Consider the following 23,337-nt stretch of genomic DNA (forward strand, 5'->3'; position numbering starts at 1 on the left):
TGGCTCAGACGCAGGTGACCCGCACGTCCGCCCAGTCCGCGTGGTCGTAGTCCTTGCCGTCCCCGGCGTCCGTGACCACCAGGCGGACGACGTCCGCCCCGGAGACGTCGGCGGAGACCGCGCGGGCCGGATCGGCGTGGGTCACCGTGCCCGTCGACGCGGCTCGGGTCCCGTCGGCCCAGACCTCGAAGGCCACGCTGCCCCGGTCGCCCGCCTCGTCGTCCACGCCGACCTGCGCGGTCACCGTGGCGCACCGGCCACCGAGGTAGTACTCCACGCTGCTCGGCGCGTGCACGCCGAGCCCCTTGGGGAACGTCCGGCCGCCGATGGTGATCGGCCCGCCGTCACCGGCGCCGCTCTCGCCCACGCTCCGGTCCCGCTCGACGGGGCCCCAGCCGTTCGACGAGCTCAGCGGATCGGCGTCCGACAGGGCGGACTCACCCGCGGGCAGGGGGACGCCGACGCGCACGGTGACGGGCACCGTGGAGGTGAGCCAGGTGCCGGAGGGTGTGCGGTGTCTGGCCGTCAGCGTGAGGTCCCGGTCGCCCGCCGAGATGCCCGCGGGGACCGTGACGTCCCAGTCCGTCGCCAGGGTCCCGCCCGGTTTCAGGGCGCGCGCCGACGTGGCGGACCTCGGCGTGACGCGCCAGCCCTCGGGGCCGGTCAGCGCGACGCTCACCGAGTGGGCCGCGGTGCCGCCCAGGTCGGTGACCGCGGAGGTGATCCGCTCGGTCCGCCCGGCCTCGGTCACCGTGCCGCCGTCGGCGCTCACGTCCACGGCGGGCGGGTGCTGCGCCCACTTCCGGTCGGCCTTCACCCGCACCAGCACGGTCCCGTGCGCCGGCACCGTCGCGGCGATCGTGCCCGTCGTGTTGGTGTCGGCGTGCTTCCACAGGTCCCGCATCGTGTAACCCCGCGCCTGCGGCAGGCCGACGGCCCGCGCGGTGGTCTCGATCCGCTGGGCCCGTGAGCCCTCGTTGAACAGGGCGACGGCCCGGCTGCCGTCAGCCATCTCCTTGGACACGACCCACCGGCCGCCGTCGGACGAGACGACCTCGCCCTGCTTGCCCAGCGGGTCCTGGTCGACGGCGATGACCTCGTCGTTGGTGAGGATCTCGAACGCCGACTCGGGCGCCGTGCGCAGATCGGTGCCGATCAGCAGCGGGGCAGCCATGATCGACCACATGGAGAAGTGCGTACGGTACTCGGTGTCCGTCATGCCGCCGTTGCCGACCTCCAGCATGTCGGGGTCGTTCCAGCCGCCGGGACCCGCGTACGGCGCGAGTTCGAGGTTGGCCTTCATGATCGACGACATCGAGCTCCAGGAGTCGCTGATGTCCCCGGTGGTGCGCCAGAGCTGGCCCAGGTCGCCGGCCCACTCCCAGGGCTTGTTCTGCCCCCACTCGCAGATGCTGTAGACGATCGGCCGGCCGGTCGCCGCCAGCGCGTCGCGCATGGTGGTGTAACGCTGCCTCGCGTCGACGCCCTGGTTGTTGCAGTTGTCGTACTTGAGGTAGTCGACACCCCAGTCGGCGAACTGCCGGGCGTCGCTGTACTCGTGTCCCAGTGCGCCCGGGAACCCGATGTTGCTGCACGTCTTGGTGCCGGCGCTGGTGTAGATGCCGAACTTCAGGCCCTTGGAGTGGACGTAGTCGGCGACGGCCTCGATGCCGTGGGGAAAGCGCTCGGGGTCCGGCACCAGTCGGCCGTCAGCGTCGCGCTCCGGCAGCGCCCAGCAGTCGTCGAGGTTGACGTACTCGTAGCCGGCGTCCTTCAGACCGCGCTCGACGAAGAGGTCGGCGATGCCCTTGACCATCGTCTCGTTGAACTCGGCCCTGCAGTGCGTGGAGTTCCAGTTGTTGAAGCCCATCGGCGGGGTGAGGGCCAGCTCCTCGTGGCCCGACGCCGCCGGTGCCGGTGCCGGTGCCGGTGCCGGTGCCGGTGCCGGGGTCGGCGCGGCGGCCGGAGCGGCCTGCGCGCTCGCCCCCAGGCCCGAGGCGGCGAGCAGTCCGGCGGTGATCGCGCCCAGGGCTCTGTGCCCGGTGACGCGCGGTATGCGCAAGGGAAGGTGACGCATCGTGACGTTCCTCCGCGGCTCGTCGGAAGCGGCGCGTGAGGGAATCACGCACCGTCAACGCGCGCTCACAGTAGGGGTGTTGATGTCTGAGGGAAAGAGGGCGGTCCTGGGGAATTCTGTTCTCTCTTCCGCGGCGGCGGCGACGACGGCGTGCCGTGCGCGGAGCGCACCTGGTGCGCGGGTGGTGCGGCGTCGGGGCCGCGTCAGCCGGCCAGGGTCGCGGCCCGCGCGCGCAGGGCGTTCACCAGTGCCGCGGGCGGCACCGTGCCCCGGTCCGGCAGCGACACCAGGCTGATCCGCCGCACTTCCTCCGCGACGCCCGTGACCTCGACGAAGCGCACGCCGGGCGGGACGACGGGCAGCAGCGCAGGTGTGGCGGTGGTGATGCCCGCCCCGGACGCGACCAGGTGCAGCTTGGTCAGCCAGTCGCGGGCGGTGTGGACGATCCGGGGCCGGCCGGGCAGCCCCGGCCAGACACCGAGAAGGGGGTCGCCCGCGCCGCCGGGCCCGGCGATCCAGGGCTGCGCGGCGATGTCCTCCACGTCGGCGGTACCGCGGTCGGCGAAGCGGCTGTCCGACGGGACCGCCAGGGCCAGGCGCGTCTCCAGCAGCGGCTCGACGTGCAGCGGCGGGGCGTCCGTGTCGGGGGAGCGGTGCGGCGGGCGCGAGGTGAGGAGCGCGAGGTCGAGGGTGCCGCTGCGCAGCGCGCGCACGAGCGCCGGAGTGCTTCCCTCCCGCGTCGTCACCCGCACGCGCGAGCCTTCCCGGCGCAGCGCCGTCAGCGCGTCGGCCACCAGCACCGCGCCCGCGGCGGGGAAGTACCCCAGCTTCACCAGGCTCGCGGGGTCCCGGACCCCGCGCAGTTCCCGGTCGGCCGCCTCCAGCGCGTCCAGGGCGGCGACGGCGTGGCGCAGCAGGGCGCGGCCCGCGCCGGTGGGCCGTACGCCGCCGGGGAAGCGGTCGAAGAGCCGGGCGCCCGTCGCCTGTTCCAGCGCGGCCACCTGCCGGGAGACCGCCGACTGCGTGTACCCGAGGCTGTGCGCGGCGGCCGTGAAGGTGCCCCGGTCCGCCACCTCCCGCAGCACTCGCAGCCCGACCAGCGTCACATCGGCCATGCCCATGAGGCCGCAGCATATCCGGCATGCCGAACATTCGCTGTCGGAATGTCCTGCGGGCTCCTAGCGTCGGTGTCATGCCATTGATCAGCATCTCCCTGCGCAGGGGAACCACGCCCGAGTACCGTCGTCTCGTCTCCGAGGCGCTCCACGAGTCCATGGTCGACGTCCTGAAGATCCCGCGGGACGACCAGTTCCACGTCTTCCACGAGGTCACGGACGACAACTTCGTCATGCAGCCGGTGGTGTTCGGCATACCGCGCAGCCGGCGCACCCTGTTCATCCAGCTGGCCTTCAACGAGCGCGGCGCCGAGCAGAAGGCGGAACTCTTCCGGGCGATCGTCGCCAACCTCCGGCTGCGCGCCGGGGTCCCCGAGGAGGACGTCATGCTGATGGTCGTCGAGACGGCGCGGGAGAACTGGTGGGCCGCCGGCCGCGTCGTCGACCCCGCCACCGGCTACGACGAGCGCATGACCGACGTGCCCGCCGGCCCCGCCCGGTAGGGGGTCCGCCGGGGACTCCCTCACGCGACCGCGCCACCGGGTGCCTGCCGTGCGCCGCCCGGTGGCGCCGTGCTCTGCCGCACGACGAGGTGCGTCGCCAGCTCGATGCGCCGGCCCGCCCGGCCGGGGTCGTCCGGGCGGAAGAGCATGCGGGTGGCCTCCTGGGCCATGTGCCGCAGCGGCTGGTGGACGGTGGTGAGCGGCGGGCTGGACCACTGGGCCAGTGGCACGTCGTCGTAGCCGACGACCGAGAGGTCCTGAGGCACCCTCAGGCCGCCGACGCGGGCAGCCTCCAGCACGCCGAGCGCCTGGAGGTCGCTGCCGGCGAAGATCGCCGTGGGCCGGACGGGGCCCGCGAGCAGGTCCGTGCCGTGCTCGAAACCGCTCTCCATGCTGTAGTCGCCGTAGCGGATCAGCCCCGGGTCTATCGGCAGGCCCGCCATCGTCATCGCCGAGCGGTAGCCGTCGAGCCGGGCCAGCGAGCACAGCATGTCCTCGAACCCGGTGATGATCGCCACGCGTTCGTGTCCGTGGTCCGTGAGGTGCCGGGTGGCCGCCAGGCCCCCGGCCCAGTTGGCGGAGCCCACGGACGGGATGTCCGGGTCGGGATCGCCGGCCGGGTCGACGATGACGAAGGGGATGTCCCAGGCCCGCAGCCGCTGCTTGACCTCCGCGGGGAGCGAGGAGAAGACCAGCACGACACCCAGCGGCCTGCGCCTGAGCACGCCCTCGATCCAGTCCGGCGCGGGTGCGTGCCGGGTGCCGCTGCGGGTGAGCACGACCTCGGTCCGGTGCGCCCTGGCGACGTCCTCCACGCCCCGTACCAGCTCCATCGCCCAGACGCTGTCCAGCTCGTGGAAGACGAGTTCGACCAGCGGCGTTCGCGGCCGGCCCGCGTTCCGGCGGCGGTAGCCGTGCACCTCCAGCAGCCGTTCCACCCGGGCTCGCGTGGTGCTGGAGACATCCGAACGACCGTTGAGGACCTTCGAAACTGTCGGCGGGGAGACCCCCGCCTCTTTCGCAACCTCGGCCAGGGTCACCCTGGCGCCCACCTCAACTTCATCGTGCATGCACGCAGGATAGGTCATGCGATCGATAACGTTTTGAGTCGGCAGCCGCACGGCCATTGACCGGAAATCGGGTCTCACTTTACTGTCCGACCAGCATGGACTTTCGGTGATGGTGCCGAAACTTTCGAAAGGCGAACGATGAAGACACGTGCGCGCTTGCCCAGACTGGTCGCCACCGGTGCGACGCTCGCCCTGGCGCTGAGCCTGTCGGCCTGCGGTGACGGGAACGGCGGGGCGTCGTCGGACGACGGCAAGATCCATGTCCTGGTCTACGGGGACGCCAGCAACAAGGTCGAACAGCAGATCGTCGACACCTTCAACAAGACGTCCGACGTCAAGGCGGTGCTCGACACCATCCCGGGTGCCGACTACCAGACGAAGCTCCAGACGATCATCAACACCCCCCAGGCCCCGGACGTCTTCTTCAACTGGGGCGGGGGCAGCATCAAGCCGTTCGTCAAGGCGGACCTGCTGCTGCCGCTCGACGACTTCATCAAGAAGAACCCGGACCTGAAGGACAAGTTCCTGCCGTCCGTCTTCAACAGCGCGGTCGTCGACGGCAAGCCGTACGGCATCCCGATGCGCGGAACCCAGCCCGTCCTGCTCTTCCACAACAAGAAGGTCCTCGAAGACGCGGGTGTCCAGCCGCCTAAGACCTGGGACGAGCTGCTCGCCGCGGTGGACAAGCTCAAGGACGCCGGGGTCACCCCGATCGCGCTCGGCGGCGGCGACGTCTGGCCCACCCAGATGTGGTTCCAGTACCTCTACGACCGCATAGCCGGTCCCGAGCTGTTCGCGAAGGCCGTCGGCGGCGACAAGAGCGCCTGGGAGAGCGCGGACAGCAAGAAGGCCCTGGGCATGATCAAGGACCTCGTCGACACCGGCGCCTTCGGCAAGAACTACGACTCCGTCAAGTACACCAACGGCGGTTCGGTCCAGCTGGTCGCCTCCGGCAAGGCCGGCTTCGAGCTGATGGGCTCCTGGTACTACTCCCAGCAGCTCACGGACCACAAGGAGTTCGCCGAGAAGGACCTGGGCTACACCGCCTTCCCGAGCGTCGAGGGCGGCAAGGGCGACCCGGCCGACGTGGCCGGCAACACGAACAACTACTACTCGGTGATGAAGAAGACCAAGCACCCCGAGGCCGTCGCCGAGTTCCTCAAGCTCATGTACTCCGACGAGTTCGTCAAGGCGCAGCTGGACATCGGCAACCTGCCGACCACGACGAACACCGACAAGTTCATCGACAGCTCGGGCACCCCCGAGTACTCGCGCTTCCAGTACGACCTCGTGTCCAAGGCCCCGTCCTTCCAGCTCTCCTGGGACCAGGCCTACCCGCAGAAGGCCAGCTCGGACCTGCACAAGGCCATCCAGCAGTTCTTCAACGGACAGCTCGACACGGACGGCTTCATCAAGGCCATGCAGGCCCTCCCGACCGAGTGACGAACGGCTCATGACCACACACCTCACGAGCGCACGGCCCGCCGCCGGACCCCGCAAGGAGTCCCGGCGGCGGCCGCCCGCCTCGTCCGCGACGACGGTGGGCCGCCCCGGCTTCGGCTGGGCGGTGCCCGCCGCAGTGTTCTTCTTCCTCTTCGCGATCGTCCCGCTGATCATGGTGGCGGTGCTGTCCTTCATGAGCTGGGACGGGATCAGCTCGCCCGAGTTCGTCGGCACGGACAACTGGTCGCGCCTCATCGACGACCCGGTGATGCTCAAGAGCATCTGGCTGACCCTGCTGCTGACCGCGCTCGGCGTGGTCCTGCAGACCCCGCTGAGCATCCTGCTCGGCGTCTGGGCCGCCGGTCACCAGCGCAACCGCGCCGTCCTGTCCGTCATCTACTTCATCCCGCTGCTGCTGTCCGCGACGGCCGTGTCCGTGCTCTGGCGGGCGCTGCTCGACCCGAACTTCGGCATCCCGGCCGAGGCGACCTGGCTCTTCGGCGACGGCAACCTGTTCGGTGAACAGAGCACCGCCATCGGCGTGCTGGCGTTCGTCAGCACCTGGCAGTTCACCCCGTTCCACACGCTGATCTACCAGGGCGCCGCCCGCGCCGTCCCGCAGGTGCTCTACCAGGCGGCGGAGATCGACGGGGCGGGCCGCTACCGGCAGTTCTTCCACATCACCCTGCCGCAGCTGCGCACCTCCATGATCACCTCGATGATCCTGATGATCGTCGGCGGCCTGACCACGTTCGAGACCGTCCTCATCCTGACCCAGGGCGGCCCCGGCACCGACACCACCATCAGCGCCTACTACATGTACGACAAGGCCTTCAAGAGCTTCGACTACGGCATCGGCTCGGCGATCGCCCTGGCCCTGGTCGTCGCGGCCACGATCATCTCGCTGATCGTCGTCCGGGTCTCCGGCTACGACAAGATGCGCAGCTCCATGGAGGGTGTGTCATGAGGCGCCGACCCAACTACCTGGCCGGCGCCGGCTCGCTCGTCTGGCTCGTCCTGGTCGGCCTGCCGCTGTACGTGATGCTGGCCGCGACCCTGCGCACCCGCCAGGACTATGCCGAGAACGGCCCGGTGTCGTTCCCGGACAGCTTCACGTTCGACAACTACACCGGCGCCTTCGACTCGGGCTTCGGCCAGTACTTCTTCAACACGCTCGTCGTCACCGCCTGTGTGATCGGCATCGTGCTGCTGCTGGTCCCGCCGCTCGCCTACGCCATCGTCCGCAGCCGCGGCCGGGCCACGTCGGCGATCTTCCGGCTCTTCCTGCTCGGCCTCGCCATCCCGGCCCAGGCCGTGATCGTGCCGATGTTCTACCTGATCAGCGAAGCCGGGCTGTACGACAACCTGCTCGGCGTCATCCTGCCCACGGCCGCGTTCTGCCTGCCGATGTCCGCGCTCATCCTCAGCGGCGCCATGCGGGACATCTCCCCGGAGCTGTACGAGGCCATGGCCATGGACGGCGCGAGCCCGCGGCGCATGTTCTTCCAGCTCGTCGTGCCGCTGTCCCGCGGGGGACTCTCCACGATCGTGGTGTTCTCCGCGCTCCAGGCGTGGAACGGCTTCCTGTTCCCGCTGGTGCTGACCCAGTCCGAGTCCACCAAGGTGGTCACCCTGGGCCTGTACAACTTCCAGACCGCGCACGGCATCGACATCCCCGGTCTGCTGGGAGCCGTGGTGCTGTCCATGGTGCCCATCCTGCTCGTCTACCTGTTCGCCCGTCGTGCCCTGGTCCAGGGGCTGATGGGTGTCGGAGGAAAGTGACTGCCGACGTGGCCGTAGAGACCACCCCCGAAATCCCCCTCTGGAACGACCCCAACCACCCCGTCGCCACCAGAGTCGACGCGCTCGTCGCCGCGATGACCCTCGAGGAGAAGATCGCCCAGCTCTACGGAGTGTGGGTGGGCGCCTCCGACCAGGGCGGTGAAGTCGCCCCGCATCAGCACGACATGGAAGAGGCCGTCGACCTCGAGGCGCTGCTCCCCACCGGGCTGGGCCAGCTGACCCGCCCGTTCGGCACGGTTCCCGTCGACCCCGCGCTGGGTGCCCTGTCGCTCATGCGCAGCCAGGCCCGCATCACGTCGGCCAACCGGTTCGGCATCCCCGCCCTCGCGCACGACGAGTGCCTGGCGGGCTTCGCCGCCTGGGGCGCCACCGCCTACCCCGTCCCCCTGTCCTGGGGCGCCACCTTCGACCCGGACGCGGTGCGCCGGATGGCCGCCGCCATCGGCCGCGACATGCGCTCCGTCGGCGTCCACCAGGGCCTCGCCCCCGTCCTCGACGTGGTCCGCGACGCCCGCTGGGGCCGGGTCGAGGAGACCATCGGAGAGGACCCCTACCTCGTCGGCACCATCGGCACCGCCTACGTACGGGGCCTGGAGTCCGCCGGGATCGTCGCCACCCTCAAGCACTTCGTCGGCTACTCCGCCTCCCGCGCCGGCCGCAACCTCGCCCCGTCGTCCGTGGGCACACGCGAACGCGCCGACGTCCTGCTGCCGCCGTTCGAGATGGCCGTCCGCGAGGGCGGCACCCGCTCCGTCATGCACGCCTACACCGACATGGACGGCGTGCCGGCCGCGGCCGACGAGACGCTGCTGACCGGACTGCTGCGCGACACCTGGGGCTTCGAGGGGACCGTCGTCGCCGACTACTTCGGCATCGCCTTCCTCAAGACCCTGCACGGCATCGCCGCCGACTGGGCGGACGCCGCGGGCGCCGCGCTGCACGCGGGCGTCGACGTCGAACTGCCCACCGTGAAGACCTTCGGCGCGCCGCTGGTCGAGGCGGTCACCGAGGGCCGGGTCCCCGAGGCGCTCGTCGACCGGGCGCTGCGCCGCGTCCTCGGGCAGAAGGCGGAGCTCGGACTGCTCGACCCGGACTGGAGCCCGGTCCCGCCCGCGCTCGACGGGGTGGACCTCTCGGACCCGGAGGCGCTGCGCGGCCGGATCGACCTGGACCGGCCCGAGAACCGGGAACTGGCCCGCGAGATCGCCGAGAAGGCGGTCGTCCTGCTCACCAACGACGGCACCCTGCCGCTCGCCCGGCCCCGCCGCATCGCCCTGGTCGGCCCCAACGCCACCGAGGCCACCGCCGTACTCGGCTGCTACTCCTTCCCGCGCCACGTCGGGGTGCGGCACCCGGAGGTCCCGGTCGGCATCGACCTGCCCACCCTGTACGACACCCTGACCGCCGAGTTCCCCGACGCCGACATCACCGTCGCCCGCGGCACCGGCGTCGACGACGGCGAGGTCTCCGGCATCGGCGAGGCGGTGGACGCGGCCCGCGGGGCGGACGTCGTCGTCGCCGTACTCGGCGACCGCGCGGGCCTGTTCGGCCGGGGCACCAGCGGCGAGGGCTGCGACGCGGAGTCCCTCACCCTGCCCGGCGCCCAGCAGCAGCTCCTCGACGCGCTGCTCGACTCCGGCACCCCGGTGGTCACCGTGCTGCTCGCCGGACGGCCCTACGCGCTCGGCCGCGCCACCGCCGAGTCCGCCGCGATCGTGCAGTCGTTCTTCCCCGGCGAGGAGGGCACCGCGGCGCTCGCCGGCGTGCTCAGCGGACGCACCAGCCCCACGGGCAGGCTGCCCGTCAGCGTGCCCGGCAGCGCGGGTGCCCAGCCGACCACCTACCTCGGGGCGCGGCTCGCCCAGGCCAGCGAGGTGTCCAACATCGACCCGACACCCGCCTTCGGCTTCGGGCACGGGCTCACGTACACCACGTTCGCCTGGAGCGACCTCGTGGCGCACGCGGAGGAGGCGCCGACCGACGGTGCGTTCGCGCTGGAACTGACCGTCCGCAACACCGGCGAACGGCACGGCACCGAGGTGGTGCAGCTCTACCTGCACGACCCGGTCGCCTCCGTCGTCCAGCCCGTACAGCGCCTCATCGGCTACACCCGGGTGCCGCTGGCCCCCGGCGAGGCCCGCAGGGTGCGGGTCGAGGTCCCGGCCGACCTCGCCTCCTTCACCGGCCGCGACGGCCGCCGGGTCGTCGAACCGGGCGACCTGGAACTGCGGTTCGCCGCCTCCAGCACCGAGCCGCGCCTCACGGCGACGGTCGCGCTCACCGGAGCGGAACGGCAGGTCGACCACACACGGCGGCTGCACGCGGTGTTCACGCAGGAGGCCGTCGAAGGCGTCTGAGCCGCAACCGGCGGCGAGCGGTGGTGCAGCGACCACCGCTCGCCGCCGGTTCAGCGGACGACGTCGAAGACGTTCTTCTGGATGCCGTTGGCGTACACCTCGTGCTCGACGAGCCTCAGCTTCTGGGCGTCCTTGTCCGTGTCGCTGAACAGCCGCTTGCCCGCGCCTAGCAGCAGCGGGAAGACCAGCAGGTGGTAGCGGTCGATCAGACCGGCGTCCGACAGGCTCCGGTTCAGGGCGGCGCTGCCGTGGACGATGATCGGGCCGCCCTCGGTCTCCTTCAGCGCGGCGACCTCGTCCAGCGAGCGCAGGATCGTCGTCTCGCCCCAGTTCGTGACCAGGTCGTCCTCGGCGAGCGTGGTGGAGACGACGTACTTCGGCATCGCCCGGTACCCGGGGAACTCCGCCATGTCCGGCCACACCGGGCTGAACGCCTCGTAGCTGACCCGGCCCAGGAGCAGCGCCGCGGCCTCTTCCTGCTCCCGGACCTTGATCTCGTACGCCTCGGGGAGGAAGTCCACCAGCTTGACGGTCCAGCCGGTGTTCCGGTAGCCGGGCTCGCCGCCCGGGGCCTCCACGACACCGTCGAGCGAGACGAAGGCGGTGCTGATCAGAGTGCGCATGCGGGGTTCCTCGATGTCTCGTGTGCGTTCGGTCCACCCCTACGACCGGTGGCCCGCGGAAAACTCATCGGTCCCGGTCGCCGGGGTGCGGGCGGGCCCGCAGCGCGTCGACGGCGTGCAGGGCCGCGTGGAGTTCGGTGCGCTGCTCGCCGGACTCCAGGTCCCGGCCGAGCAGCCGCTCGATGGTACGCAGGCGCTGGTAGACGGTCTCCCGGGACAGACCCGCCGAGCGGGCGGCGACCGTCTTGTTGCCCGCCGCGTCCAGATAGCCCCGCAGCGTCGGCACGAGATCGGTGCCGTGCCGGGCGTCGTGGTCGAGGAGCGGGCCCAACTGCCGTTCCGCGTAGTCCTGGACGCGGAGGTCGTCGCGCAGCGCGAACAGCAGGCCGCGCAGGCCGATGTCGGACCGCTCGTGGAAGGAGCGGCCGGAGGGGAGGGGCAGGCCGGGCGCGGTGGCCTCGGCCACCCGGGCCGCCTCGCGGAACGACCGGGCCACGTCGGCGAGGTCGCCGGCCGGTGAGCCGACGCACACCGTCGCGCCCGGGGCCGCCTCCAGGGCGGCGCGGCTCACCTGCTCCACGGCCTCGCGCCACGGCCGGGACGGCCGCAGCGCCAGCAGCACGCCGAGCCGGGCGGGGGAGAGCAGACCGACCAGGACCTGCGCCCCCGTCGCGGCCAGTGCCCCGGAGAGCCGTGTCTCGGCCGCCCCGGTGTCCTCCTGGGCGGGCAGGTCCGCCAGGACGGCGGCGAATCGGGCGTCCTCCACGGGCAGCCCGAGGGCCGCGACCCGGGCTCGCGCGTCCCCGGGAGACCGGTGCCGCTGCTCCACCAGGTCGCGCAGGACGTCGCGGTGGGCGGTGCGCTCCCACGGCGTGGAGCGGGTGAGACGGGCGATGGTGAGCGCCATCGCGGTCCGCTCCAGCACCGTGACGTCCTCGGGCCCGAAGGCGCGGCCGGACGGCACGACGGGCAGCATGACCACCCGGCCCCACCGCTCGCCCTGGTACTCCACGGGAGCCGTGAGCCACCCCTCGGGACCCGAGACCCCCGCGCGGTCGGTGACCGGAGTGGTGCGTGAGCGCCGTTCCCAGTCCGTGAGCGCGGCCCCGGCCGTGGACCCCGAGGCCTCGCAGACCAGCGCCCGGTGCACCAGGTCCTCCAGCACGACCGTGCGGCCGCTCATCCCGGCCGCGGCACGCAGCACCTCTTCCGGGCCCGCGCCGCGCAGGGTGAGGGCGGTGAACGCCTCGTGGACGCCCTGCGTCCTGCGCATCGCCTCCGCCTGGTGGCCGAGGATCAGCGTGTGGACCACCTGGGTGACCTCCAGGAAGTTGACGTCCCTGGCCAGCGTGACGAGGGGCAACTCCCGCGCACGGCAGGCCCGGACCAGGGCGTCGGGGGGCCGGTGATAGCGGCGGACCAGTTCGATGACCAGGGCGGCGGCACCGACGGCGGCGAGTTCGTCGACGTAGCGGCGCACCCCGGCGGGGTCGTCGGGCAGCGGCATGCCGGTGGTGAGGACGAGTTCGCCGCCCTTGAGGAAGGATGCGGGGTCCGTCAGTTCGGTGATGTGGACCCAGCGGACCGGACGGTCCACGTGCTCCTCGCCGGCGACCACCCTCGGCTCGCCCCCGGCCAGCACGGGCAGGGCCAGCACGTCGGCCACGGTGGGCGACCGGCCCGCCGGGCCCGGCTCCCGGTTCTCGCTCACGGTGCCTCCCTGAGTACTCACGTTACGCCGAACGCCTGACACATCGTCCGGACACGCTGCCCCGGCCGGACAGATCACGCGTTGCCGCGCCCGCCGGGGCGGGAAGGCTCGGGAGACCGCAGGAGACCGACGAGCAGGCCGGGAGACGAGCATGACCGCACTGTCGCCGCACCTTCGCCAGGCCACCCCCGTGGTGGCGGTCCGGGGCGAGGGGGTCCACATCGAGGGCGAGGACGGCCGACGCTATCTGGACTTCACCGCCGGCATCGGCGTCACCAGCACCGGTCACTGCCACCCCCGGGTCGTGGCCGCCGCCCAGGAGCAGGTCGCCACCCTGGTCCACGGGCAGTACACCACCGTCATGCACCCGCCGCTGCGGCGCCTGGTCGACAAGCTCGGCGAGGTGCTGCCGCCGGAGCTGGACAGTCTCTTCTTCACCAACTCCGGCAGCGAGGCCGTCGAGGCCGCGCTGCGCCTGGCCCGCCAGGCCACCGGACGGCCCAACGTGCTGGTCTGCCACGGCGGTTTCCACGGCCGTACGGTGGCCGCCGCCTCCATGACCACCTCCGGCACCCGCTTCCGCTCCGGGTTCTCACCGCTGATGAGCGGCGTGGTCGTCACCCCCTTCCCGACGGCCTTCCGCTACGGCTGGGACGAGGAGACCGCCACCCGCTTCGCGCTCCGGGAGCTGGACTACACCCTCCAGACGATCTCCTCGCCCGCCGACACCGCCGCCGTCATCGTGGAACCGGTCCTGGGCGAGGGCGGGTACGTGCCCGCGAACCGCGCCTTCGTCGAAGGCCTGCGCGAGCGCGCCGACCGGCACGGCTTCCTGCTGATCCTGGACGAGGTGCAGACCGGCGTGGGCCGCACCGGCCGGTTCTGGGGCCACGAGCACTTCGGCGTCACCCCCGACATCCTGGTCACCGCCAAGGGGCTGGCCAGCGGCTTCCCGCTGTCCGGCATCGCCGCACCCGAGGAGCTGATGCGCAAGGCCTGGGCGGGCTCGCAGGGCGGGACGTACGGCGCCAACGCGGTCGCGTGCGCGGCGGCCTGCGCCACGCTGGACGTCGTACGCGACGAGAAACTCGTCGAGAACGCCGAGAGGATGGGCGCCCGGCTGCGCCACGGCCTGGAGGCGGTCGCGTCGCGGAACCCGGCCGTCGGCGACGTACGGGGCATGGGCCTGATGCTGGCCAGCGAGTTCGTCACCGCCGACGGCGAGCCGGACCCGGAGACCGCCGCCCGGGTGCAGCGGGCCGCCGTCGACGAGGGCCTGCTCCTGCTGCTGTGCGGGGCGTGGAACCAGGTGGTGCGCATGATCCCGGCCCTGGTGATCGACGAGACGGCCGTCGACGAGGGCCTGCGGGCGTGGGCCGCCGCCGTCGAGGCCGGTACGTCGGGAGCGGCGGGACGATGACGGCCGCCGCGCACCGCTGCACGACCCGCCCCGCGGGGACCACACACAGGCGCTCAGGAGGGACCCCATGACCGACACCCCCACGCAGCTCTTCCTCGGCGGTGCCTGGGTGGACGCCGCGGACGGCGCCGTCATGCCCGTGGACGATCCCGCGACCGGCGAGATCCTGGCCCACGTCGCCGACGCGGGCCCCAAGGACGCCCGACTCGCCGAGGAGGCGGCGGTCCAGGCACAGGAGGAGTGGGCCCGTACGGCACCGAGAGCACGCAGTGAGATCCTGCGCCGCGCCTACGAGATCATCGTGGAGCGCACGGACGCGCTGGCCCGCCTGATGACCTCCGAGATGGGCAAGCCGCTGGCCGAGGCCCGCGGCGAGGTCGCCTACGCGGCGGAGTTCTTCCGCTGGTTCTCCGAGGAGGCCGTCCGGATCGACGGCGGCCACGGCGTCCTGCCCGACGGCCGCAACCGCATGCTGCTCTCCCGGCGCCCGGTCGGCCCCTGTCTGCTGATCACCCCGTGGAACTTCCCGCTCGCCATGGGCACCCGCAAGATCGGCCCGGCGATCGCGGCCGGCTGCACCATGGTGCTCAAGCCGGCCCCGCAGACCCCGCTCTCCAGCCTGGCCCTGGCCGCGATCCTCAAGGAGGCGGGACTGCCCGACGGGGTGCTGAACGTCGTCACGACCTCACGGGCGGGGGAGGTGTGCGAACCGCTCCTGCGCGGCGGGCGCATCCGCAAGCTGTCCTTCACCGGTTCGACGGCCGTGGGGCGGCTGCTCCTGGCCCAGTGCGCGGACACCGTCGTGCGGACCTCGATGGAGCTGGGCGGCAACGCGCCGTTCGTGGTCTTCGACGACGCGAACCTCGACGCGGCCGTGGACGGCGCGATGGTCGCCAAGATGCGCAACATGGGCGAGGCGTGCACCGCCGCCAACCGCTTCTTCGTGCACCGCTCGGTGGCGGGGGAGTTCGCCGACCGGCTGGCCCGCCGGATGGGCGCGCTGGTGGTGGGGCCCGGCACCGGCGACGGCGTCGACGTCGGCCCGCTCATCGACGCCGCCGGGCGGGCCAAGGTCGAGGAGCTGGTCGCCGACGCGGTGGAGCGCGGCGCGCGGGTACTGGTCGGCGGCACCACGCCGGACGGCCCCGGCTGCTTCTACCCGCCCACGGTGCTCACCGACGTCTCCCCGGACAGCCGCCTGATGGGCACGGAGATCTTCGGCCCCGTCGCCGCCATCCTCACCTTCGACGACGAGGACGAGGTGGTCCGCCGGGCCAACGACACCCCCTGGGGGCTCGTCGGCTACGTCTTCACCGAGGGCCTGGACCGCGCCCTGCGGGTCAGCGAGCGCCTGGAGGTGGGCATGGTCGGGCTCAACACCGGCCTGGTCTCCAACCCCGCAGCGCCCTTCGGCGGCGTCAAGCAGTCGGGACTCGGCCGGGAGGGCGGCCGGGTCGGGATCGAGGAGTTCCTGGAGTACCGGTACGTGGCGCTGCCGACCGGGTGACGCGGGCGGTGCCGGGCGGGGTGAGGCAGACGACGCAGGAAGGGGCTTTGCATGGTCATGCGTAATCATGCATACTCTTCCTATGTCCAAGGTCCTCACCTCCCTCCCCACCGGCGAGCGCGTCGGTATCGCCTTCTCGGGCGGCCTCGACACCTCGGTCGCGGTCGCGTGGATGCGTGACAAGGGCGCCGTCCCCTGCACGTACACCGCTGACATCGGCCAGTACGACGAGCCCGACATCGCCTCGGTGCCCGACCGTGCCAAGACGTACGGCGCCGAGGTCGCGCGCCTGGTCGACTGCCGGGCGGCGCTGGTCGAGGAGGGGCTGGCCGCGCTCACCTGCGGCGCGTTCCACATCCGCTCGGGCGGGCGTGCCTACTTCAACACCACGCCGCTGGGCCGTGCCGTCACGGGCACCCTCCTCGTCCGGGCGATGCTCGAGGACGACGTCCAGATCTGGGGCGACGGCTCCACGTTCAAGGGCAACGACATCGAGCGGTTCTACCGGTACGGCCTGCTCGCCAACCCGCAGCTCAGGATCTACAAGCCGTGGCTCGACGCGGACTTCGTCACGGAGCTCGGCGGCCGCAAGGAGATGTCGGAGTGGCTGGTCGCCCACGACCTGCCCTACCGGGACTCCACGGAGAAGGCGTACTCCACCGACGCCAACATCTGGGGCGCCACCCACGAGGCCAAGACGCTGGAGCACCTCGACACCGGCGTGGAGACCGTGGAGCCCATCATGGGCGTGCGGTTCTGGGACCCGTCGGTCGAGATCGCGCCCGAGGACGTGACCATCGGCTTCGACCAGGGCCGCCCGGTGACGATCAACGGCAAGGAGTTCGCCTCCGCCGTCGACCTGGTGATGGAGGCCAACGCCATCGGCGGCCGGCACGGCCTGGGCATGTCCGACCAGATCGAGAACCGGATCATCGAGGCCAAGAGCCGCGGCATCTACGAGGCGCCCGGCATGGCCCTGCTGCACGCCGCCTACGAGCGTCTGGTCAACGCGATTCACAACGAGGACACCCTCGCCCAGTACCACACCGAGGGACGGCGGCTCGGCCGGCTGATGTACGAGGGCCGCTGGCTCGACCCCCAGTCGCTGATGATCCGGGAGTCGCTGCAGCGCTGGGTCGGCTCGGCGGTCACCGGCGAGGTCACGCTGCGGCTGCGGCGCGGCGAGGACTACTCGATCCTCGACACCACCGGCCCGGCGTTCAGCTACCACCCGGACAAGCTCTCCATGGAGCGCACCGAGGACTCCGCGTTCGGCCCGGTGGACCGGATCGGCCAGCTGACCATGCGCAACCTGGACATCGCCGACTCCCGCGCCAAGCTGGAGCAGTACGCCGGACTCGGCCTCATTGGCACCGCCAACCCCGCCATCGGCGCCGCGCAGGCCGCCGCGACCGGGCTGATCGGCGCCATGCCCGAGGGCGGCGCCCAGGCGATCGCCTCCCGCGGCGAGGTCTCCGGCGACGACGAGCTGCTGGACCGCGCCGCGATGGAGTCCGGCACCGACTGATCCCTTCGTCCCCGCTCCGAGGGGACCGCACACCGGCAAGGGCCGGCCCGACGCCTCAGGGCGCCGGGCCGGCCCTTCTGTTTTCTCTTCACCGTGCATGACTTGCGTGCGTTGCGAGCTTTCCGTGACCCACTCCGCCCCCTCGCCTATCTGGCGGCCAGTTCAGGCGCTACGCAAGCGGATCGCAAGCAGAGCAAGCGGTTTGCGTGTCAACTTCGGCCCCAACCGCGACCGTTGACAAACAGGTGACGCGCTAGAAACCTGATGACGCGCTTTCCGCAAAGAATCGACTGTCCTGCTCAATTGGCGCGCAGAGTCGGTGCTTCCCCCCAACTGCCGGTCCGTCGCGCCCTCCCCGACTCCCCACGGAACAGAGGACCCCATGAGACGGAGATCCCTCGGCCGGCGGACGCTCACGGGCGCCGCCGTCGCCGGGCTGTTGACGGTCGGGCTGCTGCCACTGCCCCTCGCCGCCTCCGCGCACGCGGCGCCGGCTCCGGTGACAGCAGCCGCCGACGTCAATCTGGCCCTCGGCCGCCCGGCCAGTGCGGGCGGTTCGCACGGCGCCTACCCGGCCGGCAACGCCACCGACGGACAGCAGGCCACCTATTGGGAGGGACCGGCCGGCACCTTCCCCGAGTGGCTCCAGGTCGACCTCGGCACCGCCCGCGACGTCGAGCGGGTGGTGCTCAAACTGCCCGCGGGCTGGGAGAGCCGGACCCAGACGCTCTCCGTGCGGGGCAGCACCGACGGCACCACCTTCCGCACCCTCGACGCCTCCGACGGACGGGCGTTCGGTCCGGAGCGGGCGGGCACCGTCGCCATCGACCTCGACTCGCCCGCCGAGGCCCGCTACGTCCGCGTCGACATCACCGGCAACACCGGCTGGAACGCCGCGCAACTGGCCGAGCTGGAGGTCTACGGCGACGACGTGGACACCGGCCCGCCGCCCACCGGCACCAACCTCGCCCGCAACAAGCCGGTCGAGGCCACCTCGACGACCCAGAACTACGTCGCCGCCAACGCCACCGACGACTCCACCTCCACCTACTGGGAGGCCGCCGGCAACCCGGCCGACCTCACCGTCAAGCTCGGCGCCGACGCCGACGTCAGCGGTGTCGTCGTCAAGCTCAACCCCGACCCGGTGTGGTCCGCCCGCACCCAGAGCATCCAGGTGTTCGGACGGGCCCAGGGCGAGAGCGACTTCACCTCGCTGCGCGACCGCGCCGACTACGCCTTCAGCCCCGGCCAGGGCAACACGGTGACCATCCCGGTCGGCGGCCGGGTCTCCGACGTACGGCTCCGGTTCTTCTCCAACACCGGCGCCGGCGGCGGCCAGGTCGCCGAGTTCCAGGTCCTCGGCACCGCGGCACCCGCCCCCGACCTCACCGTCACCGGCCTCTACTGGTCGCCCGCCGCGCCGAACGAGCGCGACGAGGTCACCGTGAACGCCACGGTCCGCAACGCCGGCACCGCGGCCTCGGCCGCGACCACCGCCGAGGTCACCGTCGAGGGCACGACCGCCGGGAGCGCCGAGGTCCCCGCCCTCGACCCCGGGGAGTCCGCCGAAGTGCCCGTCTCCACCGGCACCCACGCGGCCGGCAGCTACGCGGTCGCCGCCGTGGCCGACCCGAAGGACACCGTCGCCGAACTGGACGACACCAACAACAGCCGCTCCGCAGCCGACCGCCTCGTCGTCGACCGGGCACCCGGACCCGACCTCGAAGTGCGCTCCCTCACCACCAACCCGGCCAACCCCGCGGTGGGCGCCGAGGTCTCCTTCGCCGTCGCCGTGCACAACCGCGGCACCAGCGCCGTCGAGGCGGGCACGGTGACCCGGGTCCGGGCCGGCTCGACCACCCTGGACGGCACCACCGGGCGGGTCGAGGCGGGCGCCACGGTGAACGTGCCGATCAGCGGCACCTGGAAGGCAACGAGCGGCGGGGTCACCCTCACCGCCACCGCCGACGCCACCGCCCGGATCGCCGAGACCAACGAGAACAACAACGTGCTCGCCAAGTCCCTCGTCGTCGGACGCGGCGCCGCCGTCCCGTACACCGAGTACGAGGCGGAGGACGGCCGGTACGACGGCACGCTGCTCAGCACCGACGCCAAGCGCACCTTCGGGCACACCAACTTCGGCACCGAGTCCTCGGGCCGCGAGTCGGTCCGGCTCGACTCGACCGGCCAGTACGTCGAGTTCACCTCCACCACGCCCACCAACTCCATCGTGGTGCGCAACTCCGTCCCCGACGCCCCCGGCGGCGGCGGAGCCGAGGCCACCATCAGCCTCTACGCCGACGGCGAGTTCGTGCAGAAGCTCACCCTCTCGTCCAAGCACAGCTGGCTCTACGGCAGCACCGACGACCCCGAGGGCCTCACCAACCGGCCCGGCGGCGACGCCCGGCGCCTCTTCGACGAGTCCCACGCGCTGCTCGACCGGACCTTCCCGCAGGGCACCGAGTTCCGCCTCCAGCGCGACGCGGGCGACTCGGCCGCCTTCTACGTCATCGACCTGATCGACCTGGAGCAGGTCGCGCCCGCCAAGACCAAGCCCGCCGAGTGCACGTCCATCACCGAGTACGGGGCCGTCCCCGGCGACGGGCTCGACGACACCGACGCCATCCAGCGCGCCGTCACCGACGACCAGAACGGCAGGATCGACTGCGTGTGGATCCCCGCCGGGCAGTGGCGCCAGGAGCAGAAGATCCTCACCGACGACCCGCTCAACCGCGGCCAGTACAACCAGGTCGGCATCAGCGACGTCACGATCCGCGGCGCCGGCATGTGGCACTCCCAGCTCTACACCCTGACCCCGCCGCAGGAGGCCGGCGGCATCAACCACCCGCACGAGGGCAACTTCGGCTTCGACATCGACGACAACACGCAGATCTCCGACCTCGCCATCTTCGGCTCGGGCACCATCCGCGGCGGCGACGGCAACGCGGAGGGCGGCGTCGGGCTCAACGGCCGCTTCGGCAAGGACACCAGGATCAGCAACGTGTGGATCGAGCACGCCAACGTCGGCGTCTGGGTCGGCCGCGACTACTCGAACATCCCCGAACTGTGGGGCCCCGCCGACGGTCTGGAGTTCACCGGCATGCGCATCCGCGACACCTACGCGGACGGCATCAACTTCTCCAACGGCACCCGCAACTCCAGCGTCTACAACTCCTCCTTCCGCACCACCGGCGACGACTCGCTCGCGGTCTGGGCCAACAAGTACGTGAAGGACACGTCCGTGGACATCGGCCACGACAACCACTTCCGCAACAACACCGTCCAGCTGCCCTGGCGGGCCAACGGCATCGCGGTGTACGGCGGCTACGGCAACACCATCGAGAACAACGTCGTCTCCGACACCATGAACTACCCCGGCATCATGCTCGCCACCGACCACGACCCGCTGCCCTTCTCCGGGCAGACCCTCATCGCGGGCAACGCCCTGCACCGCACGGGCGGCGCGTTCTGGGGCGAGGCGCAGGAGTTCGGCGCCATCACCCTCTTCGCGCAGGGCCAGGACATCCCGGGCGTGACTATTCGGGACACCGAGATCCTCGACTCGACCTACGACGGCATCCAGTTCAAGACGGGAGGCGGTGCGATGCCGGACGTGAAGATCCAGAACGTCCGCATCGACAGGTCGAACAACGGCTCCGGCATCCTCGCGATGGGCGGCGCCCGCGGCAGCGCGACCCTGACCGACGTCACGATCACCAACTCGGCGGAGGAGGACATCCGGATCGAACCCGGCTCCCAGTTCAGGATCAACCAGTAGGAGCCGGCCCGCGGCGGCGGGTCAGCAGCCGCCCGCCCGGCGGCGCGGAGCACCACCGCGCCGCCGGGCCTCCGCCGCCCCCTCCAGCCGGCCCGGCGAGCGCTCGACGGGAACGCGGGGGCCGTCCTCCTCCAGGCGCTCGGCATTGAGCTCGTTCACCGCGCCCAGCGCGTCGCCGATCGTCGCGTAGTCCACCGCGATGAAGTTGACCGGCCTGCCGCGCTGCCGTTCACAGGTGTGCGCCCGCTCCAGCACCCGCTGCCGGGAGTTGACGACCCCGGCGTCCAGGCGCAGCCCGCCGCCCGCCGTGACGAAGTGGTTGAGCAGGAACAGCCGCTTGTCCGAGCCGCCCCGGTTGGGCAGGCACGACATCTCGTCCGGGCTGCGGAAGGCGAAGGGCGTCTCCATGGCGTACCGGTAGAGGTTCCGGTACCAGGGCGCGGGCCCGTCCGCCTTCTCCGCGAAGACGACCAGCCGCCGGCCGCTGTCGATCATGTCCCCGAGCTTCGGCCACGGACGGTCCGGGTCCCGGTCCGGCTCGTACAGCAGGTCCGACAGGCCGGCCCGGACGAAGGCCTCCTGGGTCGACACCGCGTCCACGCCGTCCTGCAGGATCAGGGTGACGATTTCCGTGGGGTTGTCGCGCAGCCAGTCACCGATCTGCCGCAGCGTCGGCTCCAGTTCGAGAGCGCCGGCGCCGCACACCGAATGGCACAGCCACAGGCCGGAGTGGGGCGGGTTCACCCGTTCCAGGATCGCGGTCAGCCGGCGGCGCTCGGCGGGGGAGAAGTCCGAGGTGCTCAGCCGCTCCGCCACCTCCTCGGGCCGCTCCCAGCGGTGGGTGTCGAGGAGCAGGACCCGGGACCCGGCACCCAGCTGACCGACGATGTCCGGGTCCTGCAGCGGGCCGATGAACCGGTCCGCCGTGGTCGCCATCGCGTTGTGCGACGCGAGCTGGGCGATCTCGTCGTAGCGGGCGTCGCACAGCTTCGCGCTGCCCTGGCAGATGCGCGGGGACGAACCGGTGATCGCCACCGGCGCCAGCATCGTCCCGACGAGGGCGACGGCGGTGACGGTGAAGGTCAGCGCCGGCAGGTGCCGCGGATCGGTGAGGACCGGCATGCTCGGCCGGGTCTGCCAGACCCAGCCGACGGTGATCAGCAGGGCGCCCGCGGCGAGCAGGATCACCGCGACGACGACGGCGGTGGTCAGCAGCCGGTCGAGCGCGGCGGCCTCGACGTCGGCGAGCAGACCCGAGGCCGACGGTGGCCACGAGGACGGGGTGCCGAACAGCGTGTCGCCCAGCGTGAGGCGCAGCAGGAGCACGGTGAGCGCCATCAGCGAGGCCGCGGCGGCCGGCACCCAGCCCAGCGGGACGAGCCGGCGCTTGGCGGGCGAGGGGGTCAGGAACCACAGCAGGGTGAGCGCGGCGGCGCACAGCACGGCCGCCGCCGGTTCCACCACGTCCTGGAAGAGCCGGGTCACGTTCCGGGCGCGGTCCAGCGGGGCCAGCGCCTCCGTGCCCGGCTCGACGTCGACGGTGACGACCCACGTGCCCTGTCTCGCCTCCGCCAGCAGCTCCGCGGCGGCGTCCCGCACCTGGTCGGTGAGGGCGACCGGGGCGATAGCGGCCAGGGCCGAGGCCACGTCGCCGCGGTCCAGCGCCGTCAGAACGGTGGATCTGACCCCGTCCCGCGCCGCGCCGTCCGGCACCAGACGCATCAGGGCGTCCGTGGCCGCGGCCGCCTGGCTGTGGGAGAGCGGCAGCGTCGGCAGTTCGTCGAGCGGCGCCTCCCCGGCCACCACCCGTGCCACCAGCTCGGACAGGCGCTGCACGAAGGCCTGGAAGTCGGGCTCGGACCGCTTCTGCAGCGCGGCGACGGCATCACCGAAGTACGCCTGGCTGAGCCGTTCGACGTTGGCGACGACGGGCTCCAGATCGACCCTGATCCGCAGCCGGTCGCGGTCGCCCTCCAGATAGTGGACCACTTCCGCGATCTGCCCCTCGCCCATGGTCCGCAGCGTCTCGGGCGGGATCACCACCTTGAGGTTCGAGGTGATGGTCGACTGCGGCACGGGCAGCCGGTCCAGCAGATCGCTGGTCAACGGCGTACTGCCCGGGTCCACCAGCACCTCGTCGTAGAAGCGCTGGTAGGCCCGCTCGTCCTCCAGCGCCTGGTCGTAGAAGTGGGGGTCGAGCACCGTACTGCGGACGACGGCCGCGGCGGCCAGTACGGTCAGGCTCAGCACCGCCACGCACCAGACCAGCACCTCGACCCAGGGCGAGCGCCGAACCAGTGCGTTCATGGAACCATTCTCGTATCGGCCGGCCGCCGTGCCGTACGGCGTCCGGAAGGGGCGTGCCCTCAGACGCATGCCCCGCCCCCGGCCGGCCGATACGT

Annotated in this window: 15 protein-coding genes; 9 read left to right on the forward strand and 6 right to left on the reverse strand. The window is 71.9% G+C overall.

Annotated features, from left to right (window positions below):
* Positions 1 to 4: 4 nt before the first annotated feature.
* Both D1J63_RS32785 and D1J63_RS32790 read right to left on the reverse strand, forming a co-directional pair.
* Positions 5 to 2,077: an NPCBM/NEW2 domain-containing protein gene (locus D1J63_RS32785; RefSeq protein ID WP_125633938.1), complete on the reverse strand. Its 2,073-nt coding sequence runs from the start codon at positions 2,075 to 2,077 to the stop codon at positions 5 to 7.
* A 203-nt stretch (positions 2,078 to 2,280) separates the two neighbouring features.
* Positions 2,281 to 3,192: a LysR family transcriptional regulator gene (locus tag D1J63_RS32790; RefSeq protein ID WP_197924083.1), complete on the reverse strand. Its 912-nt coding sequence runs from the start codon at positions 3,190 to 3,192 to the stop codon at positions 2,281 to 2,283.
* Between the two features lie 77 nt (positions 3,193 to 3,269).
* Between D1J63_RS32790 and D1J63_RS32795 the strand changes: the two genes are divergently transcribed.
* A complete protein-coding gene (locus D1J63_RS32795) occupies positions 3,270 to 3,695 on the forward strand; it encodes a tautomerase family protein (RefSeq protein WP_125633940.1) in 426 nt (141 codons plus the stop codon).
* 20 nt (positions 3,696 to 3,715) lie between these two features.
* On the opposite strand, the gene D1J63_RS32800 is transcribed toward D1J63_RS32795, so the two are convergent.
* The gene (locus D1J63_RS32800) at positions 3,716 to 4,765 is read right to left on the reverse strand and encodes a LacI family DNA-binding transcriptional regulator (protein ID WP_206436798.1); all 1,050 of its coding nucleotides are present in this window, start codon (positions 4,763 to 4,765) and stop codon (positions 3,716 to 3,718) included.
* 138 nt (positions 4,766 to 4,903) lie between these two features.
* On the opposite strand from D1J63_RS32800, the gene D1J63_RS32805 reads away from it, so the two are divergent.
* The 4 genes from D1J63_RS32805 to D1J63_RS32820 are packed head-to-tail and all read left to right on the forward strand — an operon-like array spanning position 4,904 to position 10,368.
* Positions 4,904 to 6,208, forward strand: coding sequence for an extracellular solute-binding protein (locus D1J63_RS32805; RefSeq protein WP_125633942.1), 1,305 nt, complete (start codon positions 4,904 to 4,906; stop codon positions 6,206 to 6,208).
* Between the two features lie 10 nt (positions 6,209 to 6,218).
* The gene (locus D1J63_RS32810; RefSeq protein ID WP_125633944.1) at positions 6,219 to 7,175 is read left to right on the forward strand and encodes a sugar ABC transporter permease; all 957 of its coding nucleotides are present in this window, start codon (positions 6,219 to 6,221) and stop codon (positions 7,173 to 7,175) included.
* Complete coding sequence (locus D1J63_RS32815; protein WP_125633946.1) at positions 7,172 to 7,990, forward strand: carbohydrate ABC transporter permease; 819 nt, start codon at positions 7,172 to 7,174, stop codon at positions 7,988 to 7,990. Before D1J63_RS32810 ends, D1J63_RS32815 begins: the two co-directional genes overlap by 4 nt.
* The gene (locus tag D1J63_RS32820; RefSeq protein ID WP_125633948.1) at positions 7,987 to 10,368 is read left to right on the forward strand and encodes a glycoside hydrolase family 3 N-terminal domain-containing protein; all 2,382 of its coding nucleotides are present in this window, start codon (positions 7,987 to 7,989) and stop codon (positions 10,366 to 10,368) included. Before D1J63_RS32815 ends, D1J63_RS32820 begins: the two co-directional genes overlap by 4 nt.
* 50 nt (positions 10,369 to 10,418) lie before the next feature.
* On the opposite strand, the gene D1J63_RS32825 is transcribed toward D1J63_RS32820, so the two are convergent.
* Both D1J63_RS32825 and D1J63_RS32830 read right to left on the reverse strand, forming a co-directional pair.
* Positions 10,419 to 10,991: a dihydrofolate reductase family protein gene (locus D1J63_RS32825; RefSeq protein WP_125633950.1), complete on the reverse strand. Its 573-nt coding sequence runs from the start codon at positions 10,989 to 10,991 to the stop codon at positions 10,419 to 10,421.
* 64 nt (positions 10,992 to 11,055) lie between these two features.
* On the reverse strand, positions 11,056 to 12,702 hold the full coding sequence (locus D1J63_RS32830; RefSeq protein WP_164713078.1) for a PucR family transcriptional regulator ligand-binding domain-containing protein: 1,647 nt from the start codon (positions 12,700 to 12,702) through the stop codon (positions 11,056 to 11,058).
* 151 nt (positions 12,703 to 12,853) lie between these two features.
* On the opposite strand from D1J63_RS32830, the gene D1J63_RS32835 reads away from it, so the two are divergent.
* The 4 genes from D1J63_RS32835 to D1J63_RS32850 all read left to right on the forward strand — a co-directional run bounded on the left by D1J63_RS32835 (position 12,854) and on the right by D1J63_RS32850 (position 20,935).
* Positions 12,854 to 14,122: an aminotransferase class III-fold pyridoxal phosphate-dependent enzyme gene (locus D1J63_RS32835; protein ID WP_125633954.1), complete on the forward strand. Its 1,269-nt coding sequence runs from the start codon at positions 12,854 to 12,856 to the stop codon at positions 14,120 to 14,122.
* 67 nt (positions 14,123 to 14,189) lie between these two features.
* Positions 14,190 to 15,629 (forward strand): NAD-dependent succinate-semialdehyde dehydrogenase, encoded by a 1,440-nt coding sequence (locus D1J63_RS32840; RefSeq protein ID WP_125633956.1) that lies wholly within the window; start codon positions 14,190 to 14,192, stop codon positions 15,627 to 15,629.
* Between the two features lie 82 nt (positions 15,630 to 15,711).
* The gene (argG, locus tag D1J63_RS32845; RefSeq protein WP_061446191.1) at positions 15,712 to 17,157 is read left to right on the forward strand and encodes an argininosuccinate synthase; all 1,446 of its coding nucleotides are present in this window, start codon (positions 15,712 to 15,714) and stop codon (positions 17,155 to 17,157) included.
* A 382-nt stretch (positions 17,158 to 17,539) separates the two neighbouring features.
* Positions 17,540 to 20,935, forward strand: coding sequence for a CARDB domain-containing protein (locus tag D1J63_RS32850; RefSeq protein ID WP_125633958.1), 3,396 nt, complete (start codon positions 17,540 to 17,542; stop codon positions 20,933 to 20,935).
* Positions 20,936 to 20,956: 21 nt separating this feature from the next.
* On the opposite strand, the gene D1J63_RS32855 is transcribed toward D1J63_RS32850, so the two are convergent.
* A complete protein-coding gene (locus D1J63_RS32855; protein ID WP_125633960.1) occupies positions 20,957 to 23,242 on the reverse strand; it encodes a PI-PLC domain-containing protein in 2,286 nt (761 codons plus the stop codon).
* Positions 23,243 to 23,337 lie beyond the last annotated feature (95 nt).

The sequence above is a fragment of the Streptomyces sp. KPB2 genome (genome assembly GCF_003950055.1).
GTDB lineage: Bacteria > Actinomycetota > Actinomycetes > Streptomycetales > Streptomycetaceae > Streptomyces > Streptomyces salinarius.

Coding starts and splice junctions, on each gene's coding strand:
- D1J63_RS32785 (WP_125633938.1), bottom strand. CDS start 2,077: ATGCGTCACCTTCCCTTGCGCATACCGCGCGTCACCGGGCACAGAGCC.
- D1J63_RS32790 (WP_197924083.1), bottom strand. CDS start 3,192: ATGGCCGATGTGACGCTGGTCGGGCTGCGAGTGCTGCGGGAGGTGGCG.
- D1J63_RS32795 (WP_125633940.1), top strand. CDS start 3,270: ATGCCATTGATCAGCATCTCCCTGCGCAGGGGAACCACGCCCGAGTAC.
- D1J63_RS32800 (WP_206436798.1), bottom strand. CDS start 4,765: ATGCACGATGAAGTTGAGGTGGGCGCCAGGGTGACCCTGGCCGAGGTT.
- D1J63_RS32805 (WP_125633942.1), top strand. CDS start 4,904: ATGAAGACACGTGCGCGCTTGCCCAGACTGGTCGCCACCGGTGCGACG.
- D1J63_RS32810 (WP_125633944.1), top strand. CDS start 6,219: ATGACCACACACCTCACGAGCGCACGGCCCGCCGCCGGACCCCGCAAG.
- D1J63_RS32815 (WP_125633946.1), top strand. CDS start 7,172: ATGAGGCGCCGACCCAACTACCTGGCCGGCGCCGGCTCGCTCGTCTGG.
- D1J63_RS32825 (WP_125633950.1), bottom strand. CDS start 10,991: ATGCGCACTCTGATCAGCACCGCCTTCGTCTCGCTCGACGGTGTCGTG.
- D1J63_RS32835 (WP_125633954.1), top strand. CDS start 12,854: ATGACCGCACTGTCGCCGCACCTTCGCCAGGCCACCCCCGTGGTGGCG.
- D1J63_RS32840 (WP_125633956.1), top strand. CDS start 14,190: ATGACCGACACCCCCACGCAGCTCTTCCTCGGCGGTGCCTGGGTGGAC.
- argG (WP_061446191.1), top strand. CDS start 15,712: ATGTCCAAGGTCCTCACCTCCCTCCCCACCGGCGAGCGCGTCGGTATC.
- D1J63_RS32850 (WP_125633958.1), top strand. CDS start 17,540: ATGAGACGGAGATCCCTCGGCCGGCGGACGCTCACGGGCGCCGCCGTC.
- D1J63_RS32855 (WP_125633960.1), bottom strand. CDS start 23,242: ATGAACGCACTGGTTCGGCGCTCGCCCTGGGTCGAGGTGCTGGTCTGG.